Raw genomic sequence first — 21663 nt, 5'->3', positions numbered from 1 at the left:
ATGAAGGTAACAACTTGAGTAAACGTAAGATTGTCACGGGCTCATCTGAAGGAGAGGAGGGAACCCTATGCCATTTTCCAACATTGGAATACCCGGCTTGCTGCTGATTCTGGTCATTGCCCTTATCGTGTTTGGCCCATCCAAGCTTCCTGAGCTCGGCCGAGCCTTCGGAAGAACGTTAAGCGAATTCAAAAGCGCCACCCGCGGTCTGATGGCCGGTGACGGGGAAGCAGAGACCAAGAGCGAAAAGACGAAGGAAATTCACTAATCTGAAGGAGAGCTGTTGACGGGAGGCGGGAGCGGTGGAGCAAAAGGAAGAGCATCTTCACGTTCATCTGGAGGAATTGCGCAGACGGATTATCCGGGTTCTGCTGGTTTTTGTGGTCTCGGCCGCCGGGGGGTTCTTCTACGTCAAACCAATGTATGCCTGGCTTGTCCGCGATCTGGATGGGAAGCTGACCATTCTCGGGCCGACGGACATCCTATGGGCCTATTTCATGATTGCCGGAAGCTTCGCGGTAGCTTTTACGATTCCCTATGCCGCCTGCCAGCTCTGGATGTTCGTCAAGCCTGCTCTTTCCGTAACGGAGCGCAGGGCTGCACTGCTCTTTATTCCGGCTTTGGCCGTGCTCTTTCTGATCGGGGTTTCCTTCGGGTATTTCGTGCTGTTTCCGATCATGCTCGCCTTTATGAAGTCGGTTGCCGAAGACACGGTTCTGACCATGTATACGGTCGAAAGCTATTTTCGGTTCCTGATCAACATGACGCTCCCTTTCGGCCTTCTGTTCGAAATGCCCGCGGTGGTCATGTTCCTGACGAGTATCGGCATTCTGAATCCGGTGCGGCTGGCCAAGGCAAGAAAGTTGGCCTATTTCGTTCTGACGGTCCTGTCCATCTCTATCACGCCGCCTGATTTTCTTTCCGATATTCTGGTAACGGTTCCCCTGCTCCTGCTCTATGAGTTCAGCATCAGCCTGTCCAAGAGGGTGTATAACCGGAAGCTGAGAAGGGCTCAGGAAGAGGAGGAAACCGGACTGCCTGCTGCGGGATGACCGGCAAGCTTGCCGGCTGATGGGGTTCCCCTCTTATGACTGAATGGGAAGAAGCGGCCAACGGGGCCGCTTCTTTTCTGTATTCTCCAATCTAGGTCAGCAGCCTGGAGGCCATGGGAAGCTCCCCTATGTAATAAGTTCCTCCCACTTCATAGGATTCGCCGGCTGCCGCCGAATAGTTCTCATACACTTGCGGATAAAGCTTCTGTACGGTGGCATCCCGATGCTGGAGCCAGACGATGGAGCCGTTTGACCGCCGGCCGGGCTGACCGTAGCGAAGCGTTTTGGCGATATCCTGCATGGTCATCGCCACGACCGTATCCGCCTCGCTCGAGCTTCCCGACCCGCTATGCACATAGGCGTAGGATAGAGCCTGGTCGTTCTCGGTCAGGTTGGTGGAGCTGTTATCCGTGGCGGTGGCATCGTAGACGCCTCCCATGCCGGTAATCATTTTGGATGCAAAGAGACCGGCAACCGGGAACATCATCCCGTAGCCTTGAGAGACGGTGACCGCCCTCAGCCAGCGGATCTTCGCTTTGACGGACGCCCCTTGGGAGGTTATCGAATGGACACAATCGATCTCCGCTACGGGGTTGGAGGGATCGCCGGGATGCTTGCCCAGCATCTGCTGGTAAACGGAAACCGAATGGACCGCGCGAAAGGTGCTGTCCGGCGTCCAGGAGGTAATCGGCGTATCATCGAACAGGATCTTCTGAACAACCGTGTACACGGTTCCGATTCCGACGTGTTCGGGGAGCCAATTGGCGGAGAGTCCGGAACCGGTAGGAGCTACGTTCAGGGCGAATTCCTTGTTACTCCACGAATGCAGAACATCAAACAGCTTGCGTGCCGCAAGAGTCGGCTGGTTGCCGTATAGCAGAGCAGTCCGGTAAGGGTTGCTTTTGTTGGAATAATTGGCGGCACAGCGGACCCATCCGCGCGAAGTGCCCGCCCCTCCGGAGGGTGGATGGGCGGGGTCGTCCCCTTGGAAGACGGCCACGACGGTATGGGAGGCGAGTGCCAGACCTCTGGCGACGGGGCGGGTGGCCACGTTGCTCACTATTTGTCCAGCCGGTACCGCGTCGACATGGGTACTGATCCGTAGCGGAGTCTGCCCGTCGACCGTGAACTCCCAGACTCCGCCCCGATTGTCCGTGTAATGCTGAAAATCAAAGCCGGTTCCTTCAAAGGTAAAGGTGAACGTGGCCCCTGTTTCCGTGGTGTATTCATTGGGCGGAAAATTGGTGACCCAGGTCCCGGTCTTCGAGGCGTAATCCGCTGCGCCGATCAGGTTGTAGCTTTCCTCCAAAACCGAAACGGAGCCGTTCATCAGTTTGATGAAATCGTCATTCGGGTCTTTGCTGAGGGCATAGTGCGCGCAGCGGTTTCCCTTGAAAGGAATCAGAACCTCCAGTTTCCGGTCGCCTGTGATCTTGGCATACAGGGTGGCGGGCGTTTCGTTATGATTCCGGAGCAGCTCGACATAATCGGCTTGGGGAACGCTGCCTGCCGTTTCCGCTGCCGTGGTGCTCGGGGTGGAAGCGGACGGGCTGGGGGAAGGACTCGTCTCGCTGGCTCTGGCTTCGGTTCTCCCCAAGGCAGACCCCACCAGCAGGGCTGCTCCCGTTAATCCCATGGAGGTGAGAAGGGACCGGCGTGTCCATTTTGGCCCCATGGAGCCCGTTGCCGAGCTTTCTTTGCTATCCCTCTCTTTCCTTTCTTCCGGTTCTCCGAAATCAGCTTCTTCATAATTGGCCATTCGTCCTAAACCCCTTTCCATAGGAATCTAAAATGATCATACGTCATACGGAGGCGGCAATTCTTTGGACGGCTATTCCTTTTTTTTGCACAAGGGAAAGTACAAAAATACAGAAAGATTGTACAAAGCCGAATGCAAAAAGTTTGGCGTATCCTCCAAATCCATCCGAATGGGTTCCGGCTACAATTACAAAAGAAAGGCTTGGCACTTCAGCGGACCATTCCAGAAGGAGGAAAAAGGATGGATATTGGTATCGTCACCATTATGAGAAAAGGCGTAAACAGCATGGAAAAGGTGAGCGCATTCGGACTGAAGGTTTGCCAGCTGATCGGCTGGAATCCCGAGTTCTGTACGGAAGAGATGGCCGAGAAGATCATTCAGGACTCCCGGGAACACGGCATACGCATCGGAGCGATGTGGGGCTGGGGGGCCGGTCCGGGCAAATTCAATTTTACGGAAGGTCCGGTTACGCTGGGACTGGTTCCGGAGGCATACCGGGAGGAACGGGTGCAGACCCTCAAGAACTGGGCGGACTTTGCCCAACGGATCGGAGCGCCCGCTCTCGTCACCCACTGCGGTTTTATCCCCGAGAATGCAACCGATCCCGGCTACCCGGGAGTCGTGGAAGCCATTCGGGATGTGGCCGGCTACTGCCGCTCGAAGGGGCTTGGCTTCTGGTTCGAGACGGGACAGGAAACGCCGGTCGTGCTGCTTCGGACCATCGAGAGGGTCGGGGAGGAGAATCTGGGGATTAATCTGGATCCCGCCAACCTGATTCTGTATGGCAAAGGAAATCCTATCGATGCCTTGGATGTGATCGGTCCGTACGTGCGCTGTGTTCATGTGAAGGATGGGCTGTATCCGACGAATGGAGACGAGCTCGGGAAAGAGGTTCTTACCGGAACGGGAAGAGTCCGTTTCCCTGAGTTTCTGAAGAAGCTGCGTTCCATGGGCTACGATGGGGACTTGATCATCGAAAGGGAAATTACCGGGGAGCAGCAGGAGCGGGATATCCGAACCACCATCGATAATCTTCACCGCTGGCTGGCCTAAAGCTCCAGCTTCCATCGAACCGAACGCTTCGTTAAGCCTCTAGGTGAGGCCGGCCGAAAGAAGGGAGTGTCCCGTTAAAGCTGTGCAAATAGTCCGAACCAAATCGCAAAAAGGCGTGCAAAAAGACCGGAAGGAATAACAAAGCCACTCCCCCCGCCAGCCGTTTATGATAAGGGCAGAGCTGGCATTTGGGCTTTTTCGGCTCTATTTGAATGGCAGGAAGGGGAGGAAGCCATGAGCAAGAAGGTATCCCGCCGGAAGCTGCTGGCCGGCATGGGGGCGGCGGGGGCGGCCTGGGCGGCGGCAAGGCTGCTGCCGGGCACGGCATCGGCCTCCGTATCCAATCAGGTATACGGTAACGGCTCACTTCAAGAGGCCCAGTTGACCGCTTCGGGCGATTGCTGCGCCTGCACCACCATGGCCGAGCTCCGGTCGAATGCCGCTCCGGCAGCCTACAGCCTATACTATGTGACGGACAAAGGAAGGGAGGGACATTTTGTCTACGATTCTTCGGACACCACATCACCCGACAACAACGGGACGGTGCTGGTCTCCACCGCCGTCACCCCGCAGGCAAGGTTCCGTAGAATCCAGGAAACCGAATCTACCAACGTCAAATGGTTTGGCGCCAAAGGTGACGGGACGGGCGACGACACGGCGGCCATCCAGGCTTCCATTGATGCGGTAAATGCCGCAGGGGGTGGAACGGTCTTTTTTCCATCCGGCACCTATATCGTGAACCCGCGCCGAACCTCCTCCACGTACTCGGCCCTTACGCTTAAGAGCAAGGTGAGCTTGTTAGGCGAAGGTCCGGCCTCCACTCTTAAGGTCATCGACAATCCCGGAAATTACTTTGCCGTTCTTACCTCCAGCTCTTCCTCCGTGCTTCAGGACGTTCGCATTAGCCGCCTGAGGATCGACCAGAATCCTTCGAACAACCCGACCTCCAACATCGATACCGCCAATCCTCCGCCAGGCGGCAACTATTATCAATTTGCCGTCATCAGCTACAACTATGAGAACGTTGTAATCGAGGACGTCCGATTCGACCCGTGCTGCGGGGTGAATGCCGTATCGTTTAATAACGTGGCCTGCCGGGGCGGGACGGTAAGCCAATGCTATTTTCGTTTTGTAAGGGCGGCCGGCTCTCCCACCTATGACAACACGTCGATCTACATCAACGGCTGGAACCATACGGTCGTGGGCAACCAGTTTTACTCGGACGTGACAACGGCCAAGGCGCTTGGCGCGATTGAGACCCACACCGGCCAGAGCACCATCGCCAATAACGTAACCGAGGGCTTCAGCACCGGCTTGAATCTCCAGGCCAGCTCCCAGACGATGTCCAACTGTGACATGACGGTTACGGGGAATACCTTCAGCCAAGCGAACCAGGGCATTCAGCTGTGGGCGCTCGGCACCTATCCGATCAAGAATGTGACCATTTCGGGCAATACGATCCGGGTGGATGGAGCCGCCCATAACCGGTCGACCACGGCGGGGATCTGCTCGGCGGGAAGCTCGAGCGATACAGGGAACTTCGAGAATATTACGATTACCGGCAACACCATTGTTTTCAAGGAAGAGACCGTCTATCGTTCCAACCTGTTTGAATCCTCGGCTTTCGGAATCGGCCTTACGAAGCCGGTAGCCATGTCCAATATCATGATCTCCAACAACGTCATCGTTAACGCTCCGATCACCGGGATTCATATGGGCTGCCCCCTATCGGGCAAGATCAGTACTTTGACGAATGTGGGGATAACCGGAAATGTCATCGTGAATGCGGGCCATTACCCGGGAGTCGCGGAATCTTACCGAGCCGGTATTCTGCTGCGCAATATCGTCTCGAATGCTTATGTGACGGATAACAGCATCATCGATACGTATCCGGAATCGAAGCTGCTGTATTCCATCAAGCTCAACGATTCGGAAGGAACCTACTCCGAGGTGGAGGTTAAGGACAATTTTATCCGGGCGAACCAGGGAGGCCTGTGGCTCGATTTAAGCCCATCCGTCACGCGCAGGGAGGGGGAGACGTTCCTGAAGCTATCCGCTTCGAATCCTCCTTCCAGCGGCTCTTACAATCCGGGGGATGTCATCTTCTGCCAAGCCGCTGCTGCGGCATCCGGAGCCCCGGCCGCCTATTTGTGCACGAAAGGCGGCACGTACGGAAGCTTATCCGGCATTACGGCGACGGGATCAGCCGCTTCCCGCAAGCTAACGGTAAGCAGCAGCGCTTCGCTTAAGATAGGGCAGTGGATCAGCATTCCTACCTCGGCGGGTATTAACGAGAGGCAGATTGTGAGAATCGGGGGAACGGAGGTCCGGCTGGACGCCAACCTGTCAGGCAGCGTTTCGGGCGGCACCCTGAGCTATTTCGCCCCTGCTCTAAAGCCGTTTGGTTCCTACCTTTAGTGCCTTTCTTCTAAGAAAGTTCCGCTTTCAGAGGTCATCGATGGAGCTTAAGCAGGCTTATCTCCAACCAAGTGGCCGGCTAAGAAATTAGTACAAATTCATCGTACGATTGTGCAACGGAATATGCAAAAACTGCGATAAATCGTATAAAGCCTAACCGGAATGTACGCGTTATCATTAGCTTAACAAGCCCAGAAGGAAACGAAGGAAACTTACCATCCAAAGGAGGCCGCTCATGTTGTCAAATGGAAAGCCATCAGCAGAAGAAGTCTCGAACGCCCCGGTTGTTTCGTCTCCTCCGAAGTCCCGCATCACCCGCAGAGAAATGCTCATGTCCATGGGGATGGCGGGAGCGGCAGCTCTCCTGTACACGGTCGGCAGCGGAACCGTCCACGGGGATCCGGATCAAACGGTGACCGGCTCGGTTTATGGCAACAATGGCAATGGAAATGGCAAAAAAGACAATGAGACTCTGCTAACGTTGGCCGAATCGGATTTCTGCGTGGCCGCCACGATTGAAGAGATTCGGGCTCTAACCGCTCCTTCCGCAGACTACCTGTATATGGTCCGAAACCCCGGACAGGAGGGCTTCTTCTATTACGACACGGCCGACACGGCTTCCGCTGACAACATTGGCACCGTGCTCGTTTCCTCCTCCGGCGCCCGCTTCAAACGGATTATCGGCAGCGACGCCTATTCGGTCAAATGGTTCGGCGCCACAGGCGACGGGGTTACCGACGACATGCAGGCGATCCAGAAGACGATTGACACGGTCTCGGCACTAGGCGGCGGAACGGTACTGCTTCCAAGGGGAACCTATATTGTTTCTCCATCGGGAACCGCACGAATTTATCTAAGAAACAACGTAACGATCTCGGGCGAGGGCAGCGGGTCCGTCATCAAGGTGAAGGACAACGCCGGGGATTATGGGATGGTATTCGGGGGGCTCTCCAGCAGCCCGGTGTCCAATGTAACCATTACGAATTTGCGGATTGACCAGAACCCACAGAACAACCTCACTTGCAACATCAGCTCCAGCAGGACCGATTCCTATTACTGGCAGTTCGCCATCGCCCTCTACAATTACGAGAACATCACCATCGACAATGTCCGCTTTGATCCGAACTGCGGGGTCAATGCCATCACCTTAAACAAAATCACCGCCCGCAACGCGACCATCACCAATTGTTATTTTAACTTCATCATGGCCAAAGGCGACGGGCAGTACGACAACTCGGCCATCTACATAAACGGACGCAATCATGTGGTCAGCAATAACATTATCGTCTCGGCCATCGGACAGAAAAGCCGGGGAGGCATCGAAACCCACTGCGGCTCCAGCGTTGTATCGAACAATGTGGTGACCGGTTATTATACCGGCGTTAATCTTCAATCAAGTGAAACCAGCGGCGAATATTCGGACATGACGGTCACGAACAACTCCATCAGCAACGCGAACCAAGGGATTCAGCTCGGTCCCCGCCTCCAGTACGCCATCAAGAATGTAACCATCAGCGGCAATACGATCTCTCTCATTAACTCGGTTCACCAGCGGTATTTGACAACCGGGATCTCCAGTGCCGGAGGGGTTGCCGAGAATGGGATGTTTGAGAATATCACCATCACGGGCAACACGATCGAATTCGAGGAAGAGTTTACCGCCAGACCGACCTTTACGGAGCAGGGGTACGGCATTGGCTTCCTGAAGGAATCCGAGCTCCGGAATATCGTCATCAGCAATAATGTGATCAAGAATGCGCCCATTACCGGCATCCGGATCGGCCACTCCCAGAAGAAAAATACGGCCTACAACATCGTGATTCAAGGAAATTTGATCGTGAACGCCGGCCATTATCCGGCCAACAGCGAACTGTACCGTGCCGGCATCCTTCTTCGTTCCACCGTTAACGGCGCTAAGATTACAGGTAACCTGATTGCGGATACGTATGATGCCGTCAAAGGCATGTTCTCGATCCGGGTGAATGATCTTGACGGAACCTTCAAGGATGTAGAGGTCACGGATAATCTGATTACCACCAAGCAGGGAGGCCTCTGGTTCAGTGTCAGCCCATCCGTCGTCACGGATGCCGTCAAACCGGTGAAATATTCTTCCGTCTTCCCTCCGGCATCCGGAACTTTCAACCAGGGCGACCTGCTCTTCCTGACCAATGCTTCGGTCACGTCGGGGCAGAGCCCGGCCGGCTACAAGGTGACGTCCACCGGAACGGCAGGGACGCTCACCGGGGTGACGGGAAGCGGCGCCACCGGGCAGTCCGTGCTGACCGTGAACGATTCCAGCGGCATTAAGCCGGAGCAGTGGATCCGCATTCAAGCCGGCAGCCAGCTGCGCCGTGTCGTTCGGGTATCCGGTAACGAGCTTCGGTTGAATGCGGCGCTTACGGCAGACGCCTCCGGAAGCCCGGTTTCCTTCGCAGCACCGTCCTTTGAACGCTTCGGCACCGTCGGCAGTCAGGCCGCCCTTCCGGATTCAACAGGCCTGACGGTCGGCCAGCTGGAGGAGGAAGTCAACCGGCTCAAGCAGGCGCTTCGGGATTACGGCGTCTTGAGCTCCACTTAGATAATCTTTACGCAAACAGACAAGGGGGAAGGCAAGCATGGTTAACGGATGGAAGAAATGGCGGGGCAAGGGAATCACGATAATGGCGGCCATGGGGCTGCTGATGTCGGCTTGCAGCGGCGGGACGGAGGAGCCGCCTGCGGCAGCCGGCACCCCATCTCCGGGCGCGAGCACCCCGCCGGCGAAGGCGGCGGCCGACGTGAAAGGGGAAGTCTACTGGCAGTATTTGAACAGCTCCTGGTCCGAGCAAGCGCTGAACAAGATGGTCGCGGATTTCAACAAAACCTATCCGAACGTAAAAGTTCGCTTTAAGGTAGGTGCTCTTGAGCCCATGATCGCTTCCGGAGACATTCCGAATGTGGCGACGAACAGCCGTCTCGAGGTCGGCTGGATACTGGACGGGATGTTCGAGGACTTGAACGCCTACATCAAGAAAGATCCGGACTGGAAGGCGGAATCGTTCAATAAGGTCGTCTATGAGATGCCCCAGTATGAGAAGGGCCAGTACGGCATTCCGATGTACCTGAACCCGACCTATGCCATGATCTACAATAACAAAATCCTCAACCAGTACGGGGAAAAGGTGCCCGATCTCAAGGGCTTGAAGGATTCGGACGAATTCTATAAGAAGTTCTGGGTCATGAAGAACGGCGAGCTGGAAATGATGGGCGAGAATCCGCTTTTCTACTATGGCAATCTCTCCGGCCTGTTCTATGTATCCTACCTGAACGGAGCCGACCCCAAGACGTTCTGGGATCCTGACACCAAGAAAGTCAACTTCAACGATCCCAAAATCGTAGAAGCACTGGACTGGATGGTTCGATTCAACAAAGAAACCGCCGTACCGGATGCCGTGGCCAAGCTGAAAGCCTCGCTCCCCAAAAATACCCATCCGTTCGTCGCAGAAAAGCAGGCCATGGCGGTCGTCACGTCCGGCGATCTGGCCAATTTCCGCAAAGCAAAGCCGGATTTGGATCTCACGGTGATGCCGGCGCAGCAGGCAAGCTTGTGGAACGGGGGAGCCAACCTTGCTATTGTCACCCAGGGCAAGGACAAAGAAGCCGCCTGGGCCTGGATCAAATGGCTGACCTCCACGGAGGAAGGCGCCACGTCCATGTATCAGAACCTTGGCCAAATCACGGCTAAGATGGACAGCAAGTTCATTAAAGACAAAGCAGCCGCTGACAAGGATTTCAAAGTCTTTATGGACATTGCGAATAAGGCGACGAAATACATTCCCCAGTTCCCGGTGGCCTATGATACGGAGTACAAGAAGCTGTTCCCCGATATGATGGCAGGAAAGATCACCCCTAAGGAAATGCTGGACCATGTGAACAAAGACCTTCAGACTAAGATCGACGAGTTCTACAAGACTAAGGCCAAGAAGTAAAGCGACCGGTAAATGGTCTTGGGGGTAGGCGGTAAAGCCGGCGGCGCTCGCCGGGATCCGGCTTTCCGTTCTCCCCGAATACCGTTTAGTCCAATAGCTTGAGAGGAGCCCCGTTATGGCTGGAGTATCGCTGCAGCATCTATACAAAAATTACAGCAAGAACGGACCGTTCGTCGTGAAGGACGTCAATCTGGAGATAGAGGACGGCGAGTTTATGATCTTCGTGGGTCCCTCCGGCTGCGGCAAATCCACCACGCTCCGAATGGTCGCCGGTCTGGAGAGGATCAGCCAGGGAGAAATCTATATCGGGGAGGAGCTTGTGAACAACGTTCCCCCCAAGAAGCGTGACATTGCCATGGTTTTTCAAAATTACGCGTTGTACCCCAACATGTCCGTTTTCGAGAATATGGCCTTTGGCCTTCGTCTAAGGAAAACGGAAAAGCACTTGATTGATTCCTCCGTCAAATCAACATCCCGTACGCTTGAGATCGAGCATCTGCTGGAACGCAGACCGCGCCAGCTGTCGGGGGGGCAGCGTCAGAGAGTAGCGTTGGGCCGGGCCATCGTCCGGCACCCGAAGGTCTTCCTGATGGATGAGCCGCTCTCCAACCTTGATGCGCGGCTCCGCGTCCAAATGCGCAGCGAAATTGTCGACATGCACCGAAATTTGGGTACGACCATGATCTATGTCACGCATGACCAGACCGAAGCCATGACGATGGGGTCACGGATCTGCGTCATGAAGGACGGCATCATCCAGCAGGTGGGGACGCCGGAAGAGGTCTATATGAAGCCGGCCAATCAATTTGTGGCCAACTTTATCGGATCTCCTCCCATTCATTTTCTCGACGGCCGCCTGCTGCAAGATTCGAGTGGCACGGTGTTCTTCGATACCTCCCGTTATTCCGTGCCGGTCGCTCCCCATAAAGCCAAAGCCTTAGTGGAGAACGGGTATATCAACAAAGTGGTTACGCTGGGGATTCGAGCGGAGTATGTTTACCGGCTTGAGCAAGGAGCGGCGGAGAGAAGCGGAGAGAAGGGAACCCCGATTAAAGCGGTGGTGCACTTTTCGGAGCTGGTCGGAGCGGACCGGTATCTTCATCTCAGCGTCGGAGAAGAGAAGCTCCTGATGAGGGTTCCGGCCTTCGACCGCACGCCGGAGGGGACCCGCCTGGAGATTCGCTTGAATCCGGACTATATGCTGTTTTTTAACCGGGATATCGAACAGGCAATTGTTTGATGCCATCTGAATTGCCTACTCGAGCCCGCCCGCACAGACAGGTGGGCGGCCGATCCTGTGTGGATAGGGAGGAGTTATGAAGTTATCCGCTACTAAGGTACGTTACTGGTCCGTTCTCGGTCTGCTTGCCATGATGACCGTCGTTTGGACGGTCCGGGAGGGGACCGCCGCCGGTCAGACGGTCAACGGCCGTCCCGGCGCGGTCGACGTGGAGAAGCTGCCGGAAACCTATGGAGCTTTCTATTCGCAGAAGAAGCTTACATGGGAACAGGAGGGGCGTTTCAAAACGAAAGATATTAAGGTGATTTCGCCCGGAAAGGCCTATGAATCGGTGTCGGATCGGGCCGTCGTAAGCTCCTCCCCGCTGGACGGAAAAAGCTCACCCTTGGTTCTGGAGAAGGACAAGGAGTGGGTAACCTACCGGTTCAACATCCCCGAGGATGGTCTCTACAACCTGGAGCTGACCTACCGGCCGATGGAAGGGTCCTACAGCCAGATTCAGATTGGCGTGCAGGTTGACGGGGACTATCCGTTTAAGGAAGCGCGGACGATTCAGCTTTTTCGCAGCTGGAAGGACGGGAAATACCCGCCGGATGTCAATGAGCATGGCGATCAGATCCGCCCGGCTCAGGCCGAAACGCCCCATTGGTCGACCGTGCGGCTCATGGATGCCAACTCGAGCGCCGAGCCGCTTCTGTGGGCCTTCACCAAAGGAGAGCATACGATCCGGGTGGAGTCCATCCTGGAATCGGTTGCCCTTGATTCGATATCCGTGGTTTCTCCGGAGCCGCTTCCGACTTACGAACAAAAAGCAGCCGCGGCTCCCAAGAAGTCCTTGGTTACTCCTGCCTGGGGCAGCACCCTGGAAGCGGAGCAGGTCAGCGGCAAATCGGATCCGTCCGTTCAGATCCAGGCGAGCAATGACAATCTGGCCTCACCGCCCTCCAACGGAAGAATTACCTACAATATGCTGGGAGGCTCCCGGTGGAGCCGGAGCGGCAACGAGGCGGAGTGGACCTTAGAAGTGCCGGAGGACGGCCTTTACTACCTGTCCTTCAAATTCATGCAGAACTTTACCCGGGACGTCTACACCTATCGTCAAATCCGGCTGGACGGGGTGGTTCCTTTCCGGGAGCTTGAAGCCTATCCCTTTCCTTACTCCCGCTCGTGGCAGATCGAAACGCTATCCGATCCGGATGGAAAGGCATACGGCCTGTATTTGACCAAAGGGCGGCACGTTCTAAGCCTTTCCGCCGTAGCGGCACCCACGGCTTCCATCCGGGAATCGATCCAGACCATTGCGGATGATCTTCAGGCGATCAATCGGACGGTCTCGATGGCCACAGGGGTCAAAAACCGGAGAATGGTGGACCGAAACCGGGATTGGAAGCTCGATGACATGATACCCGATATCCGGGAAAGGGCGGCGGCTCTGGCGGACCGGCTTCAGAGCCAGATCAGCAAGCTGCAGACTCTATACGGAAGCTCCCTTCAGAGTGCAGACGGACTGCGTGCCGTCATCCGCGATATCCGAGAGATCGAAGAGGACCCGAACATCCTCGTAACCCGTCCGCCGGAGATGTGGGCCGGCAACCTAGATAAGATGAGTGCTTTTGTCGACAGCTTGGCCAAGCAGCCTCTTACGCTTGATCAGATCTACCTAACAGCTTCCCCGGAAGTCCCCGAGAAGCCTCCGGGAAGACTGGCCGTCCTTCAGGATACGGTCGTCAATTTCTTCCGTACCTTCCGCCCGGATTACCATTACTCCGGCCGGAACGATCCGGATGCCATCGACATTTGGGTAAACCGCGGACGGGATTACGTGAATCTTATGCAGCAGTTGGCCGACGAATCGTTTACCCCCCAGACGGGGGTTAAGGTCAATATCAACCTGATGCCCAACCCCGGACAGCTAATTCTGAGCAACTCCTCCGGACGAGAACCGGATTTGGCGCTGGGGCTGCCGGAGGGGACGCCCTCGGATTTTGCGATGAGGAACAGCCTGGTGGATCTGAGTACCTTCAAAGATTACAAGGATGTTGTCAAGCCGTTTCACCCGGGAACGTTAATTCCCTTTCAGTATGACGGAGGGACCTACGCCCTTCCCGAAACCGTGTCCTTGAACGTCATGTTCTACCGGACGGACATTCTGGAGTCCCTTGACCACAAGCCGCCTCAAACCTGGGATGAGATGCTCGCCATGCTGCCGACCCTGAAACAGAAGGGCTATGATTTCTACTACAACAAGGCGAATTCCGTTCCGATTTTTCTGCAGAATGGGGTTTCGTTTTATACCACGGACGGCTTGAAGTCAGGACTGAATTCACCGGAAGGGTTCAAGGCGTTCAAGCAGTGGACCGACCTGTTCAATGTTTATGGCTTTCCGACGGAAGTGCCGAACTTCTACCAGCATTTCCGCAGCGGAGACCTGCCCATCGGGATCTCCGATTATAACACCTACATGCAGCTGCTTGTGGCGGCACCGGAGCTGAACGGCTCATGGGAAATCGCTCCCGTCCCGGGAGTGGGAGGGCAAGGGCAGGAACCGGCCCGTTGGTCGGGAGGGAGCTTAACCTCCGGCATGATCTTTAAGTCTACCAAGCACAAGGAAGAAGCGTGGTCCTTCCTCAAATGGTGGACGTCCACGGACACGCAGGCCCGCTTCGGGAACGAAGTCGAGCTGCTAAACGGGGTGGAGTTCCGCTGGAACACCGCGAACGTGGAAGCGTTCAAGAAGCTCCCTTGGCCGTCGGGAACGAAGGAAACCATTCTCGAGCAATGGAGATGGTACAAAGAGATGCCGAACGTACCCGGCGGTTATTTTACAGGACGGGAGATGTTGTTCGCCTGGAACCGGACCGTGCTTCAGGGGTTGAACTACCGGGAATCGCTCGAGCAGGCGATTTTTCAGGTGGACAGTGAGCTTAAGCGCAAGCAGAAGGAATTCGGCTTCCTGGACGAGAACGGGGAAGTCCGCCGGACGCTGGTTGTGCCGGATATTACCAAGCCCTGGGAGGGAGCGCAACCATGAGCAAGCATGCCCCGGCCCTGCAGGCTGAAACGCGGGCGGACCCAGGCAGAAGCCTCCCGAAACAAGGGGCGCTCGCCCTGGTTCGGGAAGAAATCAGGCGAAGCTGGGTCTCCTATATCTTCATAGGCCCGTTCTTTCTTCTCTTCCTGCTGTTTATCGTGCTGCCCATTCTGGCGGCCATCGGGTTGTCGTTTACGAGCTTCAATGCCATCGAGCTTCCCAAATTCGTCGGTTTGCAGAACTATATGGCGCTGTTTACTCAGGATTTGGTGTTCTGGCAGCATGCCATCCCGAATACCTTTCTGTTCGCCATCATCGTAGGTCCCGTCGGGTACCTGCTGTCGTTCGTGCTGGCATGGCTCATCGCCCAGCTTCCCCGGCAGATAAGGGGCGTTTATACGCTTGCGATGTACGCCCCCTCCATGACGGCGGGTATAGCCATGTCGGTCGTATGGCTGATCATTTTCAGCGGGGACCGGCTGGGCTACTTGAACAGCTTTCTGTTGAACATCGGGTATTTGAACGAACCCCGGCTGTGGACGACGGACACCAAATATATTATGGACATCATGATCATCGTCTCTTTGTGGGGAAGCATGGGAGTCGGATTTCTGGCCATGCTGGCCGGCATTCAGAACGTGGACCGGCAGCTTTATGAAGCCGGCCGGATCGACGGCATCCGCTCGCGGCTGGAGGAAATCTGGTACATCACCATTCCGTCGATGAAGCCCCAGATGTTGTTCGGGGCCGTCATGGCGGTAGTCGGGACGTTGAAGGCGGGGGCCATCAGCGTCGAGATCACGGGCAGCAATCCGTCTCCGAATTACGCCGGTCATCTGATGATCAACCACATCGACGATTACGGCTTTATCCGCTTCGAGATGGGCTATGCTTCCGCCATTTCCGTGATCCTTCTCGTTATCATTTATCTGTGCAGCCGGCTGTGCTGGAAGCTGTTCGGATCGAAAGGAGAATAGCCGATGGCCTCTCGGCAGCTATTTCGCAGACGGAGCAAGTTAAACCGGATTACCGGGTTCCAATGGATTCTGACCTTGTGCATGACAGCCCTTGCTGTCTTTATGCTTCTGCCAATTGTGTATTTGTTCGGGAACGCCCTAAAGCCTTACCACGAGCTGTTCCTGTATCCGCCTACCTTCCTGGCCAAGGATCCGACGCTCGATAATTTCTACGACCTGCTGATTGTCACCAAATCTTCCATTGTGCCGGTGACGCGTTACATCTTTAACGGCGTGGTCGTCTCTCTGATGACCATCCTGATCGGAACGGTGATCAGTTCCATGTGTGCTTACTCCTTGTCCAAGCATCAATTTTACGGCAAGGGCAAGCTCTTCTCGCTTATTATTCTTTCGCTCATGTTTGCTCCGGAAACCGTCGGAATCCCGCGGTACTTCGTCATCAGCAAGCTGGGGATCATCAACACCTACTGGGCGCATATTCTGCCGGCTCTTGCGCTTCCGGTCATCGTTTTTCTGTTCAAGCAGTTCATCGATCTGCTGCCGAATGAGCTGCTGGAGGCGGCGCGTCTAGAAGGGGCCAACGAATTCAAGGTTTTCCTGACCATCATCATTCCGCTTTGTTTACCGGCGGTAGCCACCGCCACCATTCTGATCTTTCAATCCAGCTGGAACAACCTAGAGACGTCCGCTCTCTATATCGAGGATGAGACTCTCAAAACCTTGCCCTTCTATGTCCAGACGATGACCAGCGGCCTGGCGAACAGCGTGGCCCGCCAGGGGGTTGCCGCAGCGGTCGCCTTGCTGATGTTCGTACCGAACTTCATCCTCTTCCTGTTCATGCAGCGCAAGGTCATCTCCACCATGGCTCACTCGGGATTGAAATAGGGGATAACCGGCAGGAAGAAAGGAGGAGACCCCATGAAAGGCTGGATCAGGCTCGGTCGGATCCTGCTTGCAGGCGCCGCTCTCGGGCTGGCAATGAAAGCTTCGCCGGCCTCAGCCGAGGTCCCGTACGGCACCCAGATTTATGATTTGAAAGGTGCGGGCTATGAGGCTCAGGCGGCGTACCTTCCCGACCATTTTTACCGGGGGGATCTGAAAGCCCCGGAAGATTTGTTCATCGATTCGAAGGATCATCTGTATATCGCCGACACCGGCAACAACCGAATTGTTCATCTGGATGAGAACGACCGTCTAGTCCGAACGATAGAAGCCAAGCAGGGGGAAGGGAAGCTGAATGAGCCTAACGGGGTGTTTGTCCGTAAGGATGGAACCATCTATGTGGCGGATACGAAGAATGAAAGGATCGCCGTCTTCCAAGAGGATGGAACCTTCCTAACCTCTTATAAGAAACCGGACACCCCGCTGCTTCCGAAGGATTTCGTCTACCAGCCCACGAAGATCGCGGTGGACGACCGGGGATATCTGTATGTGGCGGTACGAAACGGCTACCAGGGGCTCCTTCTCCTGGATCCGGAGGGCCAATTCGACGGATTCTTCGGGGCAAACCGGGTGGACTTCACGCTGACCGACTCGTTAAAACGCCTTTTCTATACGAAAGAGCAGATGCAGAAGGAGCTCCTCAAGCTTCCGGGGAGCGTATCCAATGTTACAAGAGGACCGGATGGATTCGTTTATACCACCTCCGTCTCCGTCAAAAAAGGGCATATTAAGAAGCTCAACTACGACGGAAAGGACCTTCTGGGTGAAAAGGTGTACGGATCCAAAAATCTAAAGGCCCAGCAGCAGAACCAGTTTACGGACATAACCGTCGATTCCCGAGGCTATTTAACCGCCATTGAAGCCCAGTTCGGAACGGTGTACCAATACAACTCCCAAGGAGACCTTCTGTTCTCGTTCGGGGCCAAAGACGAGGGGTATCAGAAGCTGGGATTGTTCAAATCCCCTTCCTCAATTGCGGTTAATTCGGAAGGCGTTCTGTATGTTCTCGATCGCGGATCCCACCTGCTTCAGGCCTTCAAGGCGACGGATTTTGCGAACAAGATCCATGATGCCATGGATTTGTATATTCAAGGGCAGTACGAGAAGGGAGCGGGGCTTTGGAGTGAAGTGCTTCACCTGAACACGAAATACTATCGGGCCCATCTGGGCCTGGCCAAGGCTTATTACAAGCAAGGCCGCTACGAGCAAGCCATGAACGAATACCGCATGGCCGGAGATGTCAAAGGCTACTCCGATGCCTTCTGGCAGGTCCGTTTGAACTGGATGCAGAGACACTTTACCACGCTGGCCGGCAGTCTTGCGGCGGGGATCGTGATCTTTTGGCTGGCATCCCGTATGGCCAAACGGGCGGCCGAAAGGAGGAGGTCCGTTGAAACCGTTGAACATCCCGCCTGAATCAACCGCTCGCCTCCGGGAGAAAGACCGGCCGAGCCGGCAAAGAGAGCTTTCTTCGATGGGGAAGGACTACCTCGGAGCGGTAGGCTTTCAGCTTAAGCAGGCTTTCCGAATCCTCAAGCATCCTTTTGATGTGTTCTGGGACATTCGTTACCGTAACCGGGCTTCGCTGACGGCCTCCGTTGTGCTGCTCGTCCTGGCCTATATCGTCCTGCTGGTATCCGAAAGCTTGACCGCCTATACGTTTAATCCGACGGAGGCCGGAGTCAACCCTCTCCAGCTGCTGGTGCAGTACGGCCTTCCTTGGCTGACCTGGGTCATGGCGAATTACATGATCGCATCCATCATGAAAGGCCAGGGAAGATGGACCGAGGTATTCACAGCAAGCAGCTATTCCCTAATGCCGTTCATTCTGCTCAGCGTTCCGGCTGCTTTAATTACCAATGTCTTGACCTTGAGTGAGAAGGTTGTTTACAGCACCGCCCAGTGGGTGATGATCGGATGGACCCTTATCCTGTTCTTTATTATGGTGAAAGAGATTCATAATTACGACATTCAGGAGACGATCGTCAACCTGGTCGTCACGGTATTGTTCATGATTGCCGTCTGGGTGCTTCTGTTCATTGTCGCCGGGTTGACCTTCCAGCTCTATGACTTCCTTACACAGGTCATCCGGGAGGTGACCTATCGTGCGTAAACGTGCAGCAGCCGGTCTTCTGGCAGCGGTTCTGCTGATTATCTTCCTCGTGATCCAGCAGCCCTGGAAATCGTGGACCCAAGCCGTTCCTGCCAACCGACAGGTAGAGGGGAACGTGATCGACCCGTCCTCGATCCAGGCGGTGTCCTACAAAGCCGACAGCTTCCAGAAATACGCGGAAGCGGACGGTCTGGAGCTTTGGGTCAACGATGCCGGACATCTGAAGATAAGGCATAAGGATTCCGGTAAGGAATGGAGCAGCCTTCCTTCCGAAGCCGCTCTGGCCGCGGAGCCGAAGGGGCTGTGGAGGAACCATCTTCTCTCTCCTTTCCTGGCCGATTATGTGGACGGATCGAAGCAGAATACAAGCGTCACCATCTCGACCGCCAACCTGGACGATTCCAAAACCAAGGTCACGATCCGCCCCGCTTCAGCCGGGGTGGAAATCGGCTATGACCTGAGAACGCTCGGGATCTCCTTCAACGTCAAGGCCGTCTTGGCCCAAGGACACTTGGACATAACCGTTCCGGCTGAATCCATCAAAGAAACGTCCAGCAAGCAGGTAACGTCCCTTTGGCCCTATCCTTTTATGGGAGCGGTCCGCAAGCAGGATATCCAGGACGGCTATATGCTGGTTCCGGCGGAAATGGGAGCCTTGGTGCCGATGAAGGACGAGAAGCAGCTTCCTTACCGGTACACGGCCCTTCTCTACGGGACCGACCGGGCGCTGCCCGACCAGGGAACAGGACGCAGCTTCGATGCCCCGCTTCCGGTATTCGGAATGGCCCATGACGGCCAGTCGTTCCTGGGCGTCATCAAGGAGGGGGAAACAGCGGCAAGTGTTCATGCCACTCCTGCCGGCCTGTACACGTCGTTTCACTGGATTGCCCCGCAATTTCACTACCGCCAGTCGTATTTCCGGCAAACCAGCCGGTTAGGAGCCGGTTACAAAGCGATGGAGAAAGAGCTGCTCCGGGAAGACCGGGCGATTCGGTATTATTTCCAGACGGCCGAGAAGGCGAATTACGCCGGAATGGCAGCCGATTACCGGACGGACATAATGGAGACGTACGGTTTGAAGCAACGGCAAGGAGCATCCGACCCGCGACTGCAGCTGACGATCTACGGAGGGGCGGAGGAAAAAGGCTTGTTTCAGCCCCATTTCGTGACGGCCACGACGTTCGACCAGGCGTTTGCCATCACCGAGTCGCTGCATAAAGCCGGGGTTGGCAAGCTGGACGCGACCCTGGTCGGATGGTCGGAGGGAGGAGAGGAGAGCCGACTCCCCGCTGTCTTGCCCGCGGAGAAGAAGCTGGGGGGGATGGAGGGGCTGAAAAGCTTTATCAAGCGTTCCCAGGCGTTAGGGGACCGAATCCTTCTGCAGAGCGATTATTCCCAATCCCGGAACAATGACCGCTTCGTACCTTCCCGGGATGCCGTTAGAAATCGGAACAACCGGACCCTGGAAGGCGACTACAACGGAAAGAAGATGTATGACAATCCATCGGATGTAGCTTTGCGCCTGTTTCAGGAACAGGTTCAGCCGTTGAAGCAGCTGGGGATTGACGGGGTCGTGCTGAAAGGGATTGGCCACTTTGTGTTCTCGGATAACCGCAAAGGCCATGAGGTGTCCCGCAGACAAGCGGCGGAGGAACTGGCACAGATTTTCCGACTGTCCAAGGAAACCTTTCCGCTTACCCGGACCCTACACGGCAATGCGTACAGTCTGGCGGGAGTCAACGGGATCGGCACGCTGCCGATGGGCGAAACCTATGATCTGGTTGCCACCAAAAGCGTTCCTTTCTACCCGATGGCCCTTCATGGACTGGTCGATTACAGCGGTTCCTTCCTTAACTTGAGCAACCGCAAGGCTTATCTGAAGAGCGTGGAATATGGAGCCAGCTTGTCCTATCTGCTTACGCATGAAAGCCCGGATGTTCTCCGCAAAACACCGGGCGCCGGAATTTTCAGCAGCCGCTATGAGGAATGGAAGGATACGATCGTGCAGGATTACAAGCATTGGAATGAAATTCTCGGGCCGCTCTCGAACCGCTTCATGACCGGTCACCGTGAGCTTGCGCCAGGAGTAACCGAGACACAGTATGACAACGGCAGCCGGGTTGTGGTGAATTACAATAACGTGCCTTACCGGGATGGCGCGTTTACGGTTCCGCCAGGGGATTATGCCTTACGGGAAGGAGGGACAGGAAAATGATCGGAACCTCTAACCGCAAGCGGGTCCGGCTCTCGGTCGAGAGCCAGCAGGCGATCTCGGGCTACCTTTTCCTGCTTCCCTGGCTGGTCGGGTTGGCCGTCTTCGTTTTTTATCCGCTCGGCTATTCCCTGTACATGAGCTTTCATAAGATCCGCTTCACGGGAACGGGAATGAAGTTTGAGTGGAAGGGCTTCGAGAACTACACGTATGCGTTTCTGTCCGATAATACTTTCGTTGCCGCTCTGTTGAGCATTCTTAAGAACTCGGTTCTGGTTATCCCGATTATCGTCGTGTTTTCCTTGTTCGTCGCGGTGCTGCTTAACTTGAAATTCAAAGGCCGGATGGCTTTCCGGGGCATTTTCTTCCTGCCGGTTATCTTCAGCACCGGTCAGGTGCTCACGGAGATCTTCAACCAGAAGGCCGGCAGCCTCGATCTTCTTAACAATTACGACGTGGCGGGGTTCCTGGCGGCGAATCTGCCCAAACTATGGGCGGATCCGATACTGGCCGTCCTCAATATGTTCGTCGTCATTTTGTGGTATTCGGGCGTGCAGATCCTTCTGTACCTGGCGGGACTGCAAACCATCAGTACGAACGTCTACGAAGCCTCCATGATCGATGGGGCGACGCCTTGGGAAATCTTCTGGAAGATTACCCTGCCCGCCTTGACGCCTTTCATTTTGCTAAACGTGATTTATACCATCGTCGACATGTTCACCCTGCCGCTTCTGAATCCGGTTCTCAGCATGATCACGGCGAATATGACCAATCCGAATCTCGGGTACGGGTATTCGGCGGCGCAAGGCTGGATCTACTTCGTCATGGTGTTTCTCATCCTTCTTCTCGTGCTGGCTGCGGCGAGAAAGACGGTTTACAACGGTGCGGAAAGGTAGGT

General features: G+C 55.4%; 15 protein-coding genes. 14 read left to right on the top strand and 1 reads right to left on the bottom strand.

Annotated elements, in window-relative coordinates; genetic code table 11:
- The first annotated feature begins 67 nt into the window (after positions 1–67).
- Both tatA and tatC read left to right on the top strand, forming a co-directional pair.
- Positions 68–268: a twin-arginine translocase TatA/TatE family subunit gene (gene tatA, locus MJA45_RS15230; RefSeq protein ID WP_315602768.1), complete on the top strand. Its 201-nt coding sequence runs from the start codon at positions 68–70 to the stop codon at positions 266–268.
- Positions 269–302: 34 nt separating this feature from the next.
- Entirely contained in the window at positions 303–1052 is a 750-nt protein-coding gene (gene tatC / locus MJA45_RS15225) for a twin-arginine translocase subunit TatC (RefSeq protein WP_315602767.1), read from the top strand.
- A 91-nt stretch (positions 1053–1143) separates the two neighbouring features.
- On the opposite strand, the gene MJA45_RS15220 is transcribed toward tatC, so the two are convergent.
- Positions 1144–2811 (bottom strand): hypothetical protein, encoded by a 1668-nt coding sequence (locus MJA45_RS15220; protein WP_315602766.1) that lies wholly within the window; start codon positions 2809–2811, stop codon positions 1144–1146.
- A gap of 240 nt (positions 2812–3051) precedes the next feature.
- Here MJA45_RS15220 and MJA45_RS15215 point away from each other — a divergent pair, with 240 nt between their 5' ends.
- From MJA45_RS15215 to MJA45_RS15160, 12 genes are all read left to right on the top strand, one after another.
- Positions 3052–3864, top strand: coding sequence for a sugar phosphate isomerase/epimerase family protein (locus tag MJA45_RS15215; RefSeq protein WP_315602765.1), 813 nt, complete (start codon positions 3052–3054; stop codon positions 3862–3864).
- A gap of 234 nt (positions 3865–4098) precedes the next feature.
- Positions 4099–6282: a glycosyl hydrolase family 28-related protein gene (locus MJA45_RS15210; protein WP_315602764.1), complete on the top strand. Its 2184-nt coding sequence runs from the start codon at positions 4099–4101 to the stop codon at positions 6280–6282.
- Positions 6283–6517: 235 nt separating this feature from the next.
- A complete protein-coding gene (locus MJA45_RS15205) occupies positions 6518–8860 on the top strand; it encodes a glycosyl hydrolase family 28-related protein (RefSeq protein WP_315602763.1) in 2343 nt (780 codons plus the stop codon).
- Between the two features lie 37 nt (positions 8861–8897).
- Positions 8898–10250: an extracellular solute-binding protein gene (locus tag MJA45_RS15200; protein WP_315602762.1), complete on the top strand. Its 1353-nt coding sequence runs from the start codon at positions 8898–8900 to the stop codon at positions 10248–10250.
- 115 nt (positions 10251–10365) lie between these two features.
- The gene (locus MJA45_RS15195) at positions 10366–11490 is read left to right on the top strand and encodes an ABC transporter ATP-binding protein (protein ID WP_315602761.1); all 1125 of its coding nucleotides are present in this window, start codon (positions 10366–10368) and stop codon (positions 11488–11490) included.
- 76 nt (positions 11491–11566) lie between these two features.
- The gene (locus MJA45_RS15190; protein ID WP_315602760.1) at positions 11567–14521 is read left to right on the top strand and encodes an extracellular solute-binding protein; all 2955 of its coding nucleotides are present in this window, start codon (positions 11567–11569) and stop codon (positions 14519–14521) included.
- On the top strand, positions 14518–15498 hold the full coding sequence (locus MJA45_RS15185) for a carbohydrate ABC transporter permease (RefSeq protein WP_315602759.1): 981 nt from the start codon (positions 14518–14520) through the stop codon (positions 15496–15498). The genes MJA45_RS15190 and MJA45_RS15185 overlap by 4 nt, the downstream gene beginning before the upstream one ends.
- A gap of 3 nt (positions 15499–15501) precedes the next feature.
- Positions 15502–16383 (top strand): carbohydrate ABC transporter permease, encoded by an 882-nt coding sequence (locus MJA45_RS15180; RefSeq protein WP_315602758.1) that lies wholly within the window; start codon positions 15502–15504, stop codon positions 16381–16383.
- Positions 16384–16416: 33 nt separating this feature from the next.
- Positions 16417–17856 carry a tetratricopeptide repeat protein gene (locus tag MJA45_RS15175; RefSeq protein WP_315602757.1) on the top strand — a complete coding sequence of 480 codons (1440 nt, stop codon included), beginning with the start codon at positions 16417–16419 and terminating at the stop codon, positions 17854–17856.
- Positions 17831–18553 carry a Yip1 family protein gene (locus MJA45_RS15170; protein WP_315602756.1) on the top strand — a complete coding sequence of 241 codons (723 nt, stop codon included), beginning with the start codon at positions 17831–17833 and terminating at the stop codon, positions 18551–18553. Before MJA45_RS15175 ends, MJA45_RS15170 begins: the two co-directional genes overlap by 26 nt.
- The gene (locus tag MJA45_RS15165) at positions 18546–20768 is read left to right on the top strand and encodes a DUF5696 domain-containing protein (protein WP_315602755.1); all 2223 of its coding nucleotides are present in this window, start codon (positions 18546–18548) and stop codon (positions 20766–20768) included. The genes MJA45_RS15170 and MJA45_RS15165 overlap by 8 nt, the downstream gene beginning before the upstream one ends.
- Positions 20765–21661, top strand: coding sequence for a carbohydrate ABC transporter permease (locus tag MJA45_RS15160; protein WP_315602754.1), 897 nt, complete (start codon positions 20765–20767; stop codon positions 21659–21661). The genes MJA45_RS15165 and MJA45_RS15160 overlap by 4 nt, the downstream gene beginning before the upstream one ends.
- The last annotated feature ends 2 nt before the right edge of the window (positions 21662–21663 follow it).

Source organism: Paenibacillus aurantius, from assembly GCF_032268605.1.
GTDB classification, from domain to species: domain Bacteria; phylum Bacillota; class Bacilli; order Paenibacillales; family NBRC-103111; genus Paenibacillus_AO; species Paenibacillus_AO aurantius.
This window is presented reverse-complemented; position numbering and strand designations above follow the sequence as displayed.